The 13,941-nt window shown below is 70.1% G+C and carries 13 protein-coding genes; 7 read left to right on the top strand and 6 right to left on the bottom strand.

Features of this window, described 5'->3' with window-relative positions:
- Positions 1 to 36: 36 nt before the first annotated feature.
- Together ACWD5F_RS06255 and ACWD5F_RS06250 are read right to left on the bottom strand one after the other, a co-directional pair.
- Entirely contained in the window at positions 37 to 969 is a 933-nt protein-coding gene (locus tag ACWD5F_RS06255) for a carbohydrate ABC transporter permease (RefSeq protein WP_451251596.1), read from the bottom strand.
- A gap of 10 nt (positions 970 to 979) precedes the next feature.
- A complete protein-coding gene (locus ACWD5F_RS06250; RefSeq protein ID WP_451251594.1) occupies positions 980 to 1,939 on the bottom strand; it encodes a carbohydrate ABC transporter permease in 960 nt (319 codons plus the stop codon).
- Between the two features lie 160 nt (positions 1,940 to 2,099).
- On the opposite strand from ACWD5F_RS06250, the gene ACWD5F_RS06245 reads away from it, so the two are divergent.
- Positions 2,100 to 3,371 carry an ROK family transcriptional regulator gene (locus tag ACWD5F_RS06245; RefSeq protein WP_451251592.1) on the top strand — a complete coding sequence of 424 codons (1,272 nt, stop codon included), beginning with the start codon at positions 2,100 to 2,102 and terminating at the stop codon, positions 3,369 to 3,371.
- Positions 3,372 to 3,419: 48 nt separating this feature from the next.
- Here the strand turns inward: ACWD5F_RS06245 and ACWD5F_RS06240 are convergent, their stop codons facing one another.
- Positions 3,420 to 4,040, bottom strand: a complete 621-nt coding sequence (locus ACWD5F_RS06240; protein ID WP_451251590.1) for a TetR/AcrR family transcriptional regulator — start codon at positions 4,038 to 4,040, stop codon at positions 3,420 to 3,422.
- Between the two features lie 137 nt (positions 4,041 to 4,177).
- Here ACWD5F_RS06240 and ACWD5F_RS06235 point away from each other — a divergent pair, with 137 nt between their 5' ends.
- Positions 4,178 to 5,185: an aldo/keto reductase gene (locus tag ACWD5F_RS06235; RefSeq protein ID WP_451251588.1), complete on the top strand. Its 1,008-nt coding sequence runs from the start codon at positions 4,178 to 4,180 to the stop codon at positions 5,183 to 5,185.
- Here ACWD5F_RS06235 and ACWD5F_RS06230 read toward each other — a convergent pair.
- On the bottom strand, positions 5,166 to 6,938 hold the full coding sequence (locus ACWD5F_RS06230) for a sensor histidine kinase (protein ID WP_451251586.1): 1,773 nt from the start codon (positions 6,936 to 6,938) through the stop codon (positions 5,166 to 5,168). The two genes, ACWD5F_RS06235 and ACWD5F_RS06230, sit on opposite strands and share 20 nt — an antisense overlap.
- A 70-nt stretch (positions 6,939 to 7,008) precedes the next feature.
- Positions 7,009 to 7,704, bottom strand: coding sequence for a response regulator transcription factor (locus tag ACWD5F_RS06225; RefSeq protein ID WP_451251584.1), 696 nt, complete (start codon positions 7,702 to 7,704; stop codon positions 7,009 to 7,011).
- Between the two features lie 123 nt (positions 7,705 to 7,827).
- Here ACWD5F_RS06225 and ACWD5F_RS06220 point away from each other — a divergent pair, with 123 nt between their 5' ends.
- The 5 genes from ACWD5F_RS06220 (at position 7,828) to ACWD5F_RS06200 (ending at position 12,849) form a co-directional block, all read left to right on the top strand.
- Positions 7,828 to 8,448: a hypothetical protein gene (locus ACWD5F_RS06220; protein WP_451251583.1), complete on the top strand. Its 621-nt coding sequence runs from the start codon at positions 7,828 to 7,830 to the stop codon at positions 8,446 to 8,448.
- Entirely contained in the window at positions 8,435 to 9,556 is a 1,122-nt protein-coding gene (locus ACWD5F_RS06215; protein WP_451251581.1) for a peptidoglycan-binding protein, read from the top strand. The genes ACWD5F_RS06220 and ACWD5F_RS06215 overlap by 14 nt, the downstream gene beginning before the upstream one ends.
- The gene (locus ACWD5F_RS06210) at positions 9,553 to 10,308 is read left to right on the top strand and encodes an ABC transporter ATP-binding protein (RefSeq protein ID WP_451251579.1); all 756 of its coding nucleotides are present in this window, start codon (positions 9,553 to 9,555) and stop codon (positions 10,306 to 10,308) included. Before ACWD5F_RS06215 ends, ACWD5F_RS06210 begins: the two co-directional genes overlap by 4 nt.
- Positions 10,305 to 11,510, top strand: a complete 1,206-nt coding sequence (locus ACWD5F_RS06205) for an ABC transporter permease (protein ID WP_451251578.1) — start codon at positions 10,305 to 10,307, stop codon at positions 11,508 to 11,510. Before ACWD5F_RS06210 ends, ACWD5F_RS06205 begins: the two co-directional genes overlap by 4 nt.
- A gap of 61 nt (positions 11,511 to 11,571) precedes the next feature.
- Positions 11,572 to 12,849 carry an alpha/beta hydrolase gene (locus tag ACWD5F_RS06200; protein WP_451251576.1) on the top strand — a complete coding sequence of 426 codons (1,278 nt, stop codon included), beginning with the start codon at positions 11,572 to 11,574 and terminating at the stop codon, positions 12,847 to 12,849.
- 15 nt (positions 12,850 to 12,864) lie between these two features.
- Here the strand turns inward: ACWD5F_RS06200 and ACWD5F_RS06195 are convergent, their stop codons facing one another.
- Complete coding sequence (locus tag ACWD5F_RS06195) at positions 12,865 to 13,926, bottom strand: glycoside hydrolase family 19 protein (RefSeq protein WP_451252277.1); 1,062 nt, start codon at positions 13,924 to 13,926, stop codon at positions 12,865 to 12,867.
- Between the last annotated feature and the right edge of the window lie 15 nt (positions 13,927 to 13,941).

Here is a 13,941-nt window from a genome sequence, read left to right as displayed (position 1 = left end):
GAAAAGAGATCCGAGTGGCGGGGCGCGGCGCGGGGTTCACCGGATGCCGGTGAAACCGATCGAGTTGACGATCCGGCGGCCGAAGACGACGAACACCAGGAGCATCGGCAGCGCGGCCACGAGCGTCGCCGCCATGAGCCCGCCCCAGTCGGGCGAGACGGTCGGGGCGTTCTGCTGGAACGAGGCGAGGCCGACCGTGAGCGGCTCGGTGCTCTTGTCGTTGGTGACCAGCAGCGGCCAGAAGTACTCGTTCCAGGTGTTGATGAACGTCAGGATCGTCAGCGTCATGATCGGCGCCGCCGTCATCGGGATCGTGACGGAGAACAGCGCCCTGATCGGCCCGACCCCGTCGATCCGTGCCGCGTCGTCGATCTCGCCGGGCAGACCGAGCATGAACTGCCGCAGGAAGAAGATGTTGAACGCCGAGAACAGCGCGCCCGGCAGGATCAGACCGGGGAAGGTGTTCAGGAGGCCGATGTCCTTGATGAGGACGAAGTTCGGCAGCATGCTCATGATCCCCGGGACCATCAGCGCCACCAGGAACAGCGAGAACATCAGGTTGCGTCCCCGCCAGTGCAGGCGCGCGAAGGCGTACGCGGCGGTCGTCGAGAAGAAGATCACGAACGCCGTCATGAGGCCTGCGTACAGCGTGGAGTTGCGCAGGAAAAGCAGCAGGTCACCGGAGCCGAGAGCGCTCACGGTACCGGTCGCGTTGCCGTGCACGAGGCCGAGGACACGGCCGAAGCCGTCGAGCGTGAAGTGGACCGGCGTCAGCGACTGAGGGTCCCGCGACAACGCGTCGTTGGACGACAGCGCGGTGCGCAGGATCCAGTAGAAGGGGAAGAGCGTGACCACCAGGACGAGGACGACGTAGATCCACGCGAGGACGCGCCCGACCGACACGCGTGACGGCTGGGTCGAGGCGCGCGGGCGGCCCGAGGCCCGTCGGCTCAGGGAGAGTTGTGACACGGCGCAGTCCTCAATTCGTGTCGGACTCGTTGGCGCGGGTCACGCGCAGTTGGACGAAGGTGATGATCGTGAGCATCGCGAACAGAGCGAGCGACATCGCGGACGCGTAGCCGAAGTTGTACTGGCTGAAGGCCGTGTCGTAGATGTACATCTGCAGCACGTTGCTGGCGTTGGCGGGACCGCCCTTGGTCGCCACCTGCACGATGTCGAACACCTGGATGGAGCTGATCACCGACAGGATCACGACCATGGCGAGGATCGGCCGCAGCAACGGCACCGTGATGTGGCGGAACATCCGCACCTCGGACGCTCCGTCGAGGCGGGCCGCCTCGTAGACCTCCCCGGGGATGGTCTGGAGTCCGGCGAAGATCAGGACCGCGTTGTATCCCATCGACTTCCAGACGCTGATCAGCGCCACCGACGGGATCGCGAGCGAACTGGAGCCGAGGAACTCCACGCGCTCCCCGGTCACGGCCTTGATCGCGACGTTCACGATGCCCAGCTGCGGGTCGAGCATCCAGGACCAGATGACGGCGGCGACGACTCCGGAGATCAGGAAGGGCAGGATCACCAGACCGCGGATGACGGTCGAGCGCGTCAGCCGGTGCAGCACGACCGCGGTGAGCAGCGAGACCAGGATGCCGATCCCGACGCTGAGGACCACGAAGTACAGGGTCACCCGGAGTGCGTGCCAGAACGTCGGATCGTCCATAATCTGGCGGAAGTTGGCGAGACCGGTCCACTGCGCGGGGGAGAGGATGTGGTAGGCCGTGAAGCTGAAGTACGTCCCCCGCACCGTCGGGTACACGGCGAAGACGAGGTACCCGATCAGTGCCGGTGAGATGAGGAGCCAGGCGGCGGTCGCATGCCCGCGGTGGGCCGGATGCCGTCGCCGGGACTTCGTCCCGGGTGCGGGGACCCGCGGGGGAGTCAGTGTTGACACCGCTCCTCCCTTCGTTATTTTCAACATAGCTATTAATTAATCGGACAGTAGGGGGTCCGTTTGGGCCAGTCAAGATCCCGGCAGGCAGGGACCTGGTGCGGGAACGCCGCCCGGCGGAAGTACGGACCGAAGAGCACGGCGGGCGAGTACGGTGATCGTCCAGTGCGGAGCGAGGGGGAAAGCGCAGATGAGCGGTACCGGGGTCAACCTTGGCGCCCTGGCGGAGTTCAACGTGGCCGTCGTCCTCGACGCGATCCGTCGCCACCCGCGGGGTGTGACCCGCATCGAGATCTCCACGCTCACGGCGCTCAGCGGCATGACCGTGTCGAACGTGTGCCGACGGCTCGTCGAGGCCGGGCTGGTGATCGAGGAGACCACACCGGCCAGGGGCCGCGGCAAGCCGCCGAAGATCCTCACCCTGAACCGGGACGGCGGGTTCGCGGTCGGCGTGCACATCGATCCCGCCGTGATCACCTACGCGCTGATCGACCTGTCCGGGCAGGTGCGCGAGCGAATCCGCACGGCGACCCCCACCGTGCAGGACGGGGCGAAGGTGGTGCGGGAGATGGCCGCGATGGTCGACGCCCTCCTGCTGACCGCCGCCATCGACCGCGCGAAGGTCCTCGGCGTCGGCGTGGCCTCGCCGGGACCGCTCGATCCCGGGACCGGTGTCGTGCTCAACCCCCCGATGCTGCCCGGCTGGCAGCGGGTGGAGCTGCGCACGGCACTCCAACTCGCCACCGGACTGCCGGTTCTCATCGAGAAGGACGCCACCGCGGCCGTCGTCTCGGAGCTGTGGTTCAGCGAGCCGGGTGAACGGCGCAGCTTCGCGTTCCTGTACTACGGATCGGGCTTCGCGACCGGAATCGCCATAGACGGCGCGGCAGTTCGCGGAGTGAGCTCGAACGCCGGTGATACCGCCCATGTCGCGGTGGACCCCGACGGGCCGACCTGCTGGTGCGGCAGGCGTGGCTGTGTCGGCCTGGTGGCGGCCCCGCGCACACTCGTGGCGCACGCGGTGCGCGCCGGCGTTCTGACGGCGGATCAGGCGGGCGACACCACGGATGTGCTGCAAGTCGGCTCGGCGTTCGGTCTGTTGACGGACGCGGCCGATGCCGGTGATGCCCGTGCGGTGGAGATCCTCACCGTGGCCGCGCGGCAGATCGCCGACGCCCTGGTCGTCGTCATCGATCTGCTCGACGTCGGGGAGGTCGTGTTCGGCGGACCCTTCTGGTCCCGGCTCGCGCCCATCGGGCTGACGGCGGTGGCCGAGGCCGTGCGCTCCGATCGCGGGCTCGTGGTGCCCCACGACATTCGCTTCAGTGAATCGTCGATTCCCGGTGATGTGGCCGCCGTCGGCGCGGCCACCCTCGTCCTGGACGACTCCTTCTCGCCGCGTCCGGAAGCGTTGCGCATCGGCACCACGGGCGAGGCCGGGGCTCGATTTTCAACACCCTGATACGTAAATCGAGCCGCGGATATCCCCGTGTCGTCGTGCCGGATCCGCTCAGCCCGCAGTGCTTTCGTCCCGCGGTTGTCCGACGGGACCGTCTGCCGCGGGTGCCTTCGCCACCGCGTCGAGGGCGGCGTGCAGATAGGGGATCAGCCGTTCCGTGTCAGGGGAGTTGAGGGCTGTGTGGCCGAGCAGCACCCGGTTGAGAAGAACACCGGCGCAGATCGCGATGAGGACGGCGGAGCGGCCGGTGGCGTCGGTGCCCGATAGCGCGTCGGCGAGCCTGCGCTGGTAGTTGCGCTCGATGCTGTCGCGCATGATCGCGGCCGCGCGGGGGTTGGAGACGGAACGCAGTGTGAGGAGCAGGCCGTCGCCCTCTTTGCCTCCCTCGCCGGTGAGGAGCGTGCGCGCGGCGTCCGCGTTGTGTTCCGGCGTCATCATCATCGACTTCTCGTAGGCCAGATCCACGACCTCGGCGAACAGGCCCTCCTTCGATCCGAAGTACCGGCTGATCAGCCGGGTGTCAGCGCCGGCCGCGCCGGCGATCTCCCGCAGCCCCGCTCCGTCGTATCCCCGCTCGGTGAAGGTCTCCAGCGCGGCCTTGAGGATGGCGGCGCGGGTGGCGGCCGAGTCCCGTCGGCGGGCGGGGGCGGGCGCGAGGTCGTCCTGGCTCATGGGGCCCAGAGTACGAGGTCCGGCGCGGGTCGCGATCGACCGGGCTTGCATGTCCACGGCTGTGGACATACTGTTGTCCACAGCCGTGGACATGAGTGTCCGCACTGTTCCCGACCATCGAACGTCAAGGAGCCGTCATGCCCATCTCCCAGCGCACTCTCGGATCGGAGGGGCTGTCCGTCGGCGCCGTCGGATACGGAGCCATGAGCTTCGCCCGCCCCTACGGGCAGAGCGCCGATCAAGCCACCGACGACAGCGCGGACGCCCTGCTCGGGCGAGCCGTCGAGCTCGGCACCACCCTCGTCGACACCGCCGACATCTACGCCGGCAGCGAGGAGGCCATCGGCAAGGCCCTGCGCGGCCGCCGCGAAAAGGTGGTCCTGGCCACCAAGTTCGGCATCGTGCGCCCGCTGACCCCCGCCGGCCCGCCGGTCATCGACGGCCGTCCGGAGTACGTGCGAGAGCGCATCGAACGGTCGCTGAAGCTTCTGGGCACCGACCACGTCGACCTGTACTACCAGCACCGAGTGGACCCCGATGTCCCCATCGAGGAGACGGTCGGCGCGATGGCCGAACTGGTCAAGGAGGGCAAGGTGCGCCACCTCGGCCTCAGCGAAGCCGCGGCGGACACCATCCGGCGCGCCCACGCCGTCCACCCCATCAGCGCCGTACAGACCGAGTGGTCGGTGTGGGAGCGCGGGATCGAGCGGGAGGTCTTCCCGCTCACCCGTGAACTGGGCATCGGGATCGTGCCCTACAGCCCGCTCGGCCGCGGCATGCTGACCGGACGGATCACCTCGCGCGACGATCTGCCGGAGGGCGACTACCGCCGCAAGATGCCGCGGTTCGCGCCGGAGGCCTTCGAGGCCAACCTGGCCGCCGTCGAGACGGTCCGGGAGATCGCCCGGGCGCACGAGGCGGCACCCGGCCAGGTCGCCCTCGCCTGGCTCCTGGCCAAGGCGGACGACATCGTCCCGATCCCCGGCACCCTTCACGTCTCGCGCCTGGAGGAGAACAGCGCGGCGGCGGACCTGCGGCTCACACCGGAGGAGATCTCCCGCCTCGACACACTGCCCGTCGTCGGCGAGCGAGAGGGCGAGGTCGGCCACAACTGGTTCGACGGCGTCACCCCGCCCCAGGGCTGACGCCCTGTCGCTCACCGCGGTGCGAGGACTGCGGCAGCCGGAGAGCGAACACCGTGCCCGTGCCGAGTTCGCTGCGCACCGCCACCGTCCCGCCGTGGGCCTCCACCAGCTTGCGGACGATGGCCAGGCCCAGCCCGCTGCCACCGGTGTGGCGGCTGCGCGACTTCTCCGCACGCCAGAACCGCTCGAACACATGGGGCAGATCCTCGGCCGCGATGCCCGTGCCCGTGTCGGTGACCTCGATGAGCGTGAGGCCCGGAATGGCCGTCACCCGCAGCTCGATCGAACCGCCCGCCGGAGTGTGCCGGATCGCGTTGGACACCAGGTTCCCCACGGCCTGACGCAGTCGAAGCGGGTCGCCGTCGATCCAATGGTCCGGCGGTGAACTCGACGTGAGGCGGATGCCGGCGGAATCGGCCCGGGTGCGGTACGCGGAGGCGACGTGGGAGACCAGTTCGCCCACGTCGACGCTCTCGGGGTGCAGACGCAGCTCGCCCGCGTCGGCGGCGGCGAGGTCCTGGAGGTCGTCGATCACGTGCTGGAGGAGCACCGCCTCCTCGTGCAGCGAGGCGAGGAACTCCTTGTCCGCCGGCACATGGCCGTCCTGGGCCGCTTCCAGCCAGCCCCGAATGTTGCTCAACGGGGTGCGCAGTTCGTGCGCGACGTCGCCGACCATGGCCCGGCGCTGGTGTTCGAGCCGGCCGCGGTGGGTGACCATCTCGTTGAACGTCTCCGTCAGCCGGCCGATCTCGTCGGCGGTGGTGACCGGCACGAGCGCGGAACCGTCTCCGTCACGCATGCGCTGCGCGGCGTCGGTCAGTGCCCGCAGCGGTCGTATGAGCCGCATGGCGGCCATGACGCTGACGCCGATGGCGAGAGCCAGGACGAGACCGGTGGCGCCCGCCACCTTGGCGGTGTTGGCGGCGGAGAGGTCGAACGCGCGGGCGTCGGTGCCCTGCGAGGCCATGAGGAGTCGGGCCGGGGGCGCCACCGACGATTTCAGCAGGGTCTTGCGCGCCGAGGTGATGCAGGGCGGGATCTGGCGTTCCGCGCCCTGCCGCAACGGCGCCGCCTCCGATGCCGTCAGCCGCCAGGAGAAGTCGGGCAGCACCTCGACGTTGCTCAGCCCGGTCTTCTTGAGGCAGCCGGCCACGAGTGCGGAGAGCTGACGCAGCGGGGCCCGCTCGGTGGGCATCGGCTGCTCCAGCCGTGAGCCGGCGCAGGCGGCGGCCCGGCGGTCGCCGGTGCCGGTGAACGTACGGATCGTGGGCCGGCCGCTCGGCCCGTGCGTCATGGACGCCTCCACGCCGTTCGCCCGCAGACACCGGATCTGTTCCACGGCGTAGCCGTCGAGGGTGTGCCGCTCGTCGGCCGTGAGGCGGAAGGGGCCGGTGGCCCGCGGATCGATCGGGTCGGAGCGGTTGGCCGACAGCGGGTCCACGACCGCCCAGGCCCGGTCGGGCAGCGAGGCCGAGCCCGCTGTGTCGCCTGCGAGGGGGATGCCGTTCTGCGTGGTGAGGACGATGCGCCGACCGCTGCTCCTGGCCAGGTCACGGACCAGGGGACCCACCTTGTCCCAGTTCGGATGAGTGGCGGCATAGCCGGTGAGGGTGTCGAGGAGCAGGTTGTCGTCCGCGTGGTTCTGGCCCTGCTGCTTCTTGATCGCGCCCGAGGTGGTCTGTACGGCGATCCACGCGGTCGCGGCGACCGAGCAGGCGGCGACGAGCGCGGAGACGAGAAGCAGCCGGATCATCAGACCGTGGCGACGAGGCCGCCGCACCTTCCGCCACCGCCGCGTCGGGACGGCGGAACGGCTCCTGTCCTCACTCATGGTCCGGGCCCGCCGTCAGCTTGTAGCCCACGCCGTACACGGTGATCAGCCGCACCGGTCGCCCCGGGGTCGGCTCGATCTTCTTGCGGAGGTTCATGATGTGCACGTCCACGGTCCGGGCGGAGACGAACCGGTCGATGCCGTGCAGTTCCTCCAGCAGTTGCTGTCGGCTGAACACGCGCTCCGGCTGGCCCGCCATCGCCGCCAGGAGGCGGAACTCACCCGGCGTGCAGTCCACCGGGCGGCCTTCCACCGACACGAGGTGACGGAGCGGATCCAGCGTGACCGCCCCGACGGCCAGCAGGGCGCCGACCGGGTCAGGGGCGTGGCGCCGGTTCGTGCGACGCAGCAGAGTACGTACCCGGGCCACGAGTTCGCGGGGGCTGTAGGGCTTGGTGAGGTAGTCGTCCGCGCCGAGGTCGAGCCCGAGCAGCAGGTCGTCCTCGGTGGACCGCGCCGTCAGCATGAGAACGGGCAGTTCGTCGTCGGCGGCGCGCAGGATGCGCAGCACGTCCAGACCGTCGACCCGCGGCATCATCACGTCCAGGATCAGCAGGTCGGGTGCGGTGCGCCGGACATGCTCCAGGGCGTCGCGCCCGTCCTTGGCGACCAGCACGTGGTGCCCCTCGCTCTCCAGATAGATCCGGGCGAGCCTGGCCTGCTTCTCGTCGTCTTCGGCGACCAACACATGTGCGCACACCCTGGTGAGAATAGGCAGACGAGGCGGATGCGAGGAGAGTGCACAGGGATGCTGTTGGGACGCTGACCGCACCACTACAGGTTTCTGACATTCCTGTACGAGCGTGCGGCCATGACAAAGAGCACCCTGCGGCGTCGCCTCGCGCCGTTGTCCGCCGCCCTCGCCGTGACCGCCGTTCTCGCAGGCTGCGGGTCCGGCGGTGGCAGCGACGACGACGGCTCGGGCAAGGACGTCGCCTCCGTCGCGACCTCGCAGCCCACCAAGCAGACCGGCGGGAAAACGGCCAAGGAGGCCTCCGACTCCGGCCGCCCGCAGTGGCGCCTGGACTCCACATCGGAAGAGATCGACGCCCTGTGGTCGCGCTACTACGGCTGCCTCAAGGAGCACGGAGTGCGTTTCGTGCCGGCCAACGAGGCACAACACGCCGGTCCCGCGGGGGAGGGCGAGGTCATCGCCGACCCCGACAGCCGGGAGCCCAAGGCCGCGTACGACACCTGCGAGTCGAAGATGCCGCAGATGCCCGACGTACTCGACCCGGACAAGAACCCCCAGTACAAGAAGCAGCTCGCCGACGAGGTGACCTGCATGAACGACAAGGGTGTCCCGACGGAGATCGCCGCCAACGGCGTGGACTGGACGTACAGCGGGGACGCCGGTTCGGCGCTGTCGGAAGAGCAGCAGCGCAAGATCGAGAACGACTGTCAGCTGGAGGCGTTCGGTGGCGGAAAGTGAGGCGGAGCGCCCTCGCCGGCGCCGCCCCCTGATCGCTGTGGTCACCGTGCTCGCCATAGCCGGTACCGCCACCGGCACGGTGGTGTACAGCCAACATGACGCCGACCGGTCCGGTCCGGCCGGCGCCCAGGTGAAGACCGCCACGGCCCGGGTCACCCGCGCCGACCTGGCCGACACACAGGAGATGACGGGCACGCTCGGCTTCGGCACCGAACAGCCCTTCACCGGCACCAAGCCCGGCACGGTGACCTGGCTTCCCGCCAGCGGCGCCACCATCACTCGCGGCAGGACCCTGTACAAGGTCGACGACCGGCCCGTACCTGTCTTCTACGGCGCCACCCCGCTCTTCCGCACCCTCGGCACGCCGGGACAGGCCGGGAACGACGTGACCGTCGTCGCGGAGAACCTGCGGGCACTCGGCTACGACATCGACCGCATCCCCGGTTCCGGCGGCTCGGCCGTCGACGACGGGGCCGACCACGGCCGCTTCACCAGCATGCTGGCCGCGGCCCTCAAGAGATGGCAGAAGCAGGTGGGCCTCAAGCCCACCGGGCGCCTCGACGCGGGTGACGTCGCCGTCCTGCCCGGCGAGGTACGCGTCGGCGCGCTCAGCGCACAGCTCGGCGCCGATGCCAAGACCGCGCTGATGACGGTGAGTTCGACCGCGAAGTCGGTCACCGTGCCGGTGGCGGCGACCGAGATCGGCCTCGTGAAGAAGGGCGCGCGCGTCACCGTCGTCCTGCCCACCGGCAAGGAGACCCGGGGCCGGGTCGACCGCGTCAGCCGGATCGCCGTCTCGGGCGACCAGGGCACCGGCGCGCAGGACGGCACCCCGGCCAAGCTCGACGTGCGGGTCCTGCTGGGGGACAGCGACGACGTGCGGGGACTGGACGCCGCCACGGTCCGGGTCCGGTTCACCACCCAGACCCGCAAGGGCGTGCTCACCGTCCCGGTCGGCGCGCTCCTCGCCCTCAGCGAGGGCGGCTACGCCCTCCAGCGACCCGACGGGACGTTCATCCCCGTACGGACAGGCATGTTCGCGCGCGGCCTCGTCGAGATCCGGGGCGCAGGGCTGAAGTCCGGCACCGTGATCGTGGTCGCCTCGTGAGACGGTACGCGGGCGCGGACGGCGTTCCCGTGCTGAGCGTCGAGCACGTCGGCCGCAGCTACCCCGGGGGCGTCCGCGCCCTGGACGACGTCTCCCTCACCATCGGACGCGGCGAACTCCTCGCCATCATCGGCCCGTCCGGCTCCGGCAAGTCCACCCTGCTCAACCTCATGGGCACCCTCGACCGGCCGACCACCGGCACCCTCCGCATCGACGGGCAGGACATCGCCGCGCTCGGCGACCGACAGCTGTCCGCGCTGCGCGGGCAGCGCCTCGGATTCGTCTTCCAGCAGTTCCACCTCACCGAGGGCCTCACCGCCACCGAGAACGTGGCGACCGGCCTGCTCTACGCCGGCACACCGCGCCGGCGCCGCGAGCCACTGGCCCGTGAGGCACTGGCCCGCGTCGGCCTCGCGGACCGCGCCCGTCACCGGCCGCATGAACTGTCCGGCGGCGAGAAGCAACGCGTGGCCATCGCCAGGGCCCTCGTCAACGCCCCCTCCCTGATCCTCGCCGACGAGCCGACCGGCGCCCTGGACAGCGCCAACGGAGAGGTGGTGCTGAAGCTGCTGACCGACCTGAACGCGGAGGGCACCACCATCGCGGTCATCACCCACGACCGGGACATCGCCGCCCGGATGCCGCGCCGCGTGGAGATGCGCGACGGCCGCGTCGTCGCGGACGACGGCCCGCAGGCGATCCCGGGCGGCACCGCGCAGCTCACCCGCCCCACCCTGAGGACTCCCTCATGACCCGCTCCGGCCGCGCCCACTCCGTCCGGCTCGCCCCCGGCGACATCCTCAGGCTCGGACTGCTCGGCATCCGGACCCGGCGTCTGCGTGCCGCGCTCGCGGCCCTCGGCATCTCCATCGGCATCGCGACACTCGTGCTGGTCGTCGGTATCCCGGCAGCCAGCCACCGAGCGCTGGCGGAGGAACTCGACGCCCTCGGCCCCAACCTGTTGCGCGCCGAACCCATGCCGGACCGCGACCCACCCGTACGCCTCGACCCCGCGGCGGAAGCATCGGTACGCCGCATCGGACCCGTCACCGACGCCACCGCCGTCGCCAACACCCATGCCGCGATCCGCCGTTCGGACCGCGTCCCCGCCACCGACGGCGCCGGACTCTCCGTCCTCGCGGCCCGCACCAATCTGCTGCCGACGGTCCGCGCACGGCTGGCCTCCGGACACTTCCTCGACCACGGCAACGAACGCTTCCCGGTCGTCGTCCTCGGCCACACCGCGGCCCAACGCCTCGGCGTGTCCAAGGTGACGCCCGGACAGCCCGTCCAACTCGCCGTCGGCGACACGTGGTTCACCGTCATCGGCGTCCTGGAACCGGTACCGCTCGCCAGCGACCTGGACAGCTCCGCCCTGGTCGGCTGGGACGCGGCACGCGACAAGTTGGGCTTCGACGGCCACCCGACCGTGATCTATGTACGAGCGGACGAGCGCCGTCTGGAGGCGGTACGCGATGTCCTCGCCCCCACCCTCTACCCGCAGGCGCCCGGACTCGTCGACGTCAGCCGGCCCTCCGACGCGCTGGCGGCCAAGCGGGCCACCGACAGCGCCTTCTCCGCGCTCTTCCTCGGACTCGGTGCCGTGGCCCTGGTCGTGGGTGGCATCGGAGTCGCCAACACCATGGTCATCTCCGTGCTGGAGCGCCGCCAGGAGATCGGCCTGCGCCGGGCCCTGGGCGCCAACAAGGGGCAGATCCGCGGCCAGTTCTTCACCGAGTCGGTGGTCCTCAGCGGTCTCGGAGGCACCGCCGGCATCGTCACGGGGGCAGCGGTGGCCGTGGGCTACGACCTGTGGCGCGGCTGGCCGACCGTCATCCCCTGGGGCGCGCTGGCCGCAGGACTCGGTGGAGCCCTGCTGGTCGGCATGGCCGCCGGCGTCTACCCGTCGATCAGAGCGGCCCGCCTTCCCCCGACCGCGGCACTCACCGCGTAAGGCATTCCCTGCGGAGGCGCCCGCGCGCAGCTTCCGCCCTACCCGACCAGTGGAGAATCCAGTGCACCACCGCAAGAACACCACCGCCCTGCGCCGACGGGTACGCCGCTATGCGCTGGCAACCACCGCGACAGCGCTCGTCGCGGTCGGCGGCACCTTGGCGACAGCTGCCCCGGCACACCACAACACGCCTTACGCAGGCCGGAGTTCGTACTCCGTAGGCGCTGTCACCTACAACCTGGGCGACCGGGCGTACGAACTCCCCGGCACCGCGGAACCAGTTGAACTGGCCGCCACGGTCCACTATCCGAGGAACCTCAACGGCACCCCGCACCCGCTGATCGTCGCCCTGCACGGCTGGCACGAGACCTGCGCCGACGCCGCCGCGGAGAGCGCGCGCGATGCAGCCGAACAGGCCCAGGACTGGGACGCCTACGCCCAGGCCAGCCAGCGGTTGTTCAGCTGGCCCTGCCCGCCCGGGGTCAAGCCCATCGCGAACGATCGCGGATACGACTACCTCGGCGAACAGCTCGCCGCGCAGGGTTTCGTCGTCGTCTCGATCCGCGCCAACGGCATCAACGCCTCGTCCGTCTCGGGAGACGAGAACGCCTCCGCGCGCGCCGAACTCATCAACAGGCACCTCGCCCTCTGGCAGCGCCTCGCCTCCACCGGCACAGGTCAACTGGCGGGACACTTCAAGGACATCAGCACCGGCAAGACTGTCGACGTCGACTTCGCCCACCACGTCGACATGCGAGAGGTCGGCACCCTGGGGCACTCACGCGCCGGGGCGGGAGTCACCTGGCAGGCCGCCGACAGTCATCGCCGGGACTGGCCGGCCGGCGTGCGGGTCAGAGCCGTCTTCGCGCTCGCCCCCGCGTACAACGTCATGACCGAGGACATGTCCGCGTACCGCATCGACAGCACACCCCTCGCGGTGATGCGAGGTACCTGCGACGGACAGGTCGGTGAGGAGGCGTTCTCCTTCGCACGGGACGCGACCGCCGCGGGGAAGGCCGACACCTACGAGTTCGGTGTGCACGGCGCCAACCACAACTACTTCAACACCCAGTGGTCCCCGCAGAGCGGGCAGGTGGCGGCCGGCGACGACGCCGGGCACCCCCAGGACCAGCCGGGGAAGTGCACCGACGCCTACGGGTCGACCGTGGACACCCAACTCACCGAGGAAGTTCAACGGCGGGTCGGTGCCCTCTACGTGGGGGCGTACTTCCGTCGTTACCTCATGAACGACACCCGGTCCGCGCCCGTCCTGGAGGGGAGGACGCATCCGGCGGCCGGCACGGTGACCGTCGATGTGAAGGCCACCGTGCGGCGCTGAGTCCTGTTGGGCCTGTCAGCAGTAGAGGTTGGCGCCGGGGGTGACTCCGAGGATGGACGTGATGCGGTTGTAGGCATCCACGCGGCTCTGGACCTGGGCGGGGTTGCGGCCGTCGCATTCCAGCGAGCCGTTGATGGAGCGGATGGTCTGGCCGAAGCCGGCGCCGTTGACCATGGCGTTGTGGGGGGTCATGGTGCCGGGGCCGTTCTGGGTGTTCCAGTACCAGAGGCCGGTCTTCCAGGCGACGGCGGAGTCGTTCTGGACCAGCCAGGGGTTGTTGAGGAGGTCGATGCCCAGGGCGTCGCCGGCTGCCTTGTAGTTGAAGTTCCAGGACAGCTGGATGGGGCCGCGGCCGTAGTAGGCGGCCTGTCCGGCGGGGCAGCCGTAGGGCTGGCCCGCGTCGCAGTAGTGGGGGTAGTTGGCGGTGTTCTGCTCAACGACGTAGACGAGGCCGCCGGTTTCGTGGCTGACGTTGGCGAGGAAGGCTGCGGCTTCCTGCTTCTTGGTGGTGTCGGAGCCGGTGTTGGCGAAGCCGGGGTAGGCCGACAGCGCGGCGGTCAGGCCGCTGTAGCTGTAGAAGGAGTTGCGGCCGGGGAAGATCTGGTTGAACTGGGCCTCACTCACCACGAAGCCGGAGGGGTTGGTGCCGCCGCCTCCGCTGGCGGGCGCGCTCCACTTCTGGTTGGCGGCGCCGGTGCAGGTCCAGATCTGCAGGCGGGTGCCGTTGGCGCTGTTGTTGCCGCTGACGTCCAGGCACTTGTTGGCCTGCGGGTTGACGATGTCGTTGGCCGAACTGACGACCCATCGCTGGGCGGCGGTGCCGTTGCAGTCGTAGAGCTGGACGGTGGTGCCGTCGGCGGTGCCGGCTGCGGTGACGTCCAGACACTTGCCGAGTGCGCGCAGGGTGCCGTCGCCGGGGTTGGACCAGGTCTGGGCGGCGGTGCCGTTGCAGTCGTAGAGCTGGATGGCGGTGCCGTTGGCGGTGTTGGCGCCGGCGACGTCGACGCACTTGCCGGCGAGGCCGGTGATCCGGCCGTCGGCTGCGTGGGCGGGCATGACGCTGAACAACGTTGTCATGGTGGCGGTGAGCAC

It is taken from the genome of Streptomyces sp. NPDC002499 (assembly GCF_053595415.1).
Note: the sequence above shows the minus strand (reverse complement) of the source record. Positions and strands in the feature narration are given on the sequence as shown.

Coding starts and splice junctions, on each gene's coding strand:
- ACWD5F_RS06205 (WP_451251578.1), top strand. CDS start 10,305: ATGACCCGCTCCGGCCGCGCCCACTCCGTCCGGCTCGCCCCCGGCGAC.
- ACWD5F_RS06245 (WP_451251592.1), top strand. CDS start 2,100: ATGAGCGGTACCGGGGTCAACCTTGGCGCCCTGGCGGAGTTCAACGTG.
- ACWD5F_RS06195 (WP_451252277.1), bottom strand. CDS start 13,926: ATGACAACGTTGTTCAGCGTCATGCCCGCCCACGCAGCCGACGGCCGG.
- ACWD5F_RS06220 (WP_451251583.1), top strand. CDS start 7,828: ATGACAAAGAGCACCCTGCGGCGTCGCCTCGCGCCGTTGTCCGCCGCC.
- ACWD5F_RS06230 (WP_451251586.1), bottom strand. CDS start 6,938: ATGATCCGGCTGCTTCTCGTCTCCGCGCTCGTCGCCGCCTGCTCGGTC.
- ACWD5F_RS06250 (WP_451251594.1), bottom strand. CDS start 1,939: ATGTTGAAAATAACGAAGGGAGGAGCGGTGTCAACACTGACTCCCCCG.
- ACWD5F_RS06235 (WP_451251588.1), top strand. CDS start 4,178: ATGCCCATCTCCCAGCGCACTCTCGGATCGGAGGGGCTGTCCGTCGGC.
- ACWD5F_RS06240 (WP_451251590.1), bottom strand. CDS start 4,040: ATGAGCCAGGACGACCTCGCGCCCGCCCCCGCCCGCCGACGGGACTCG.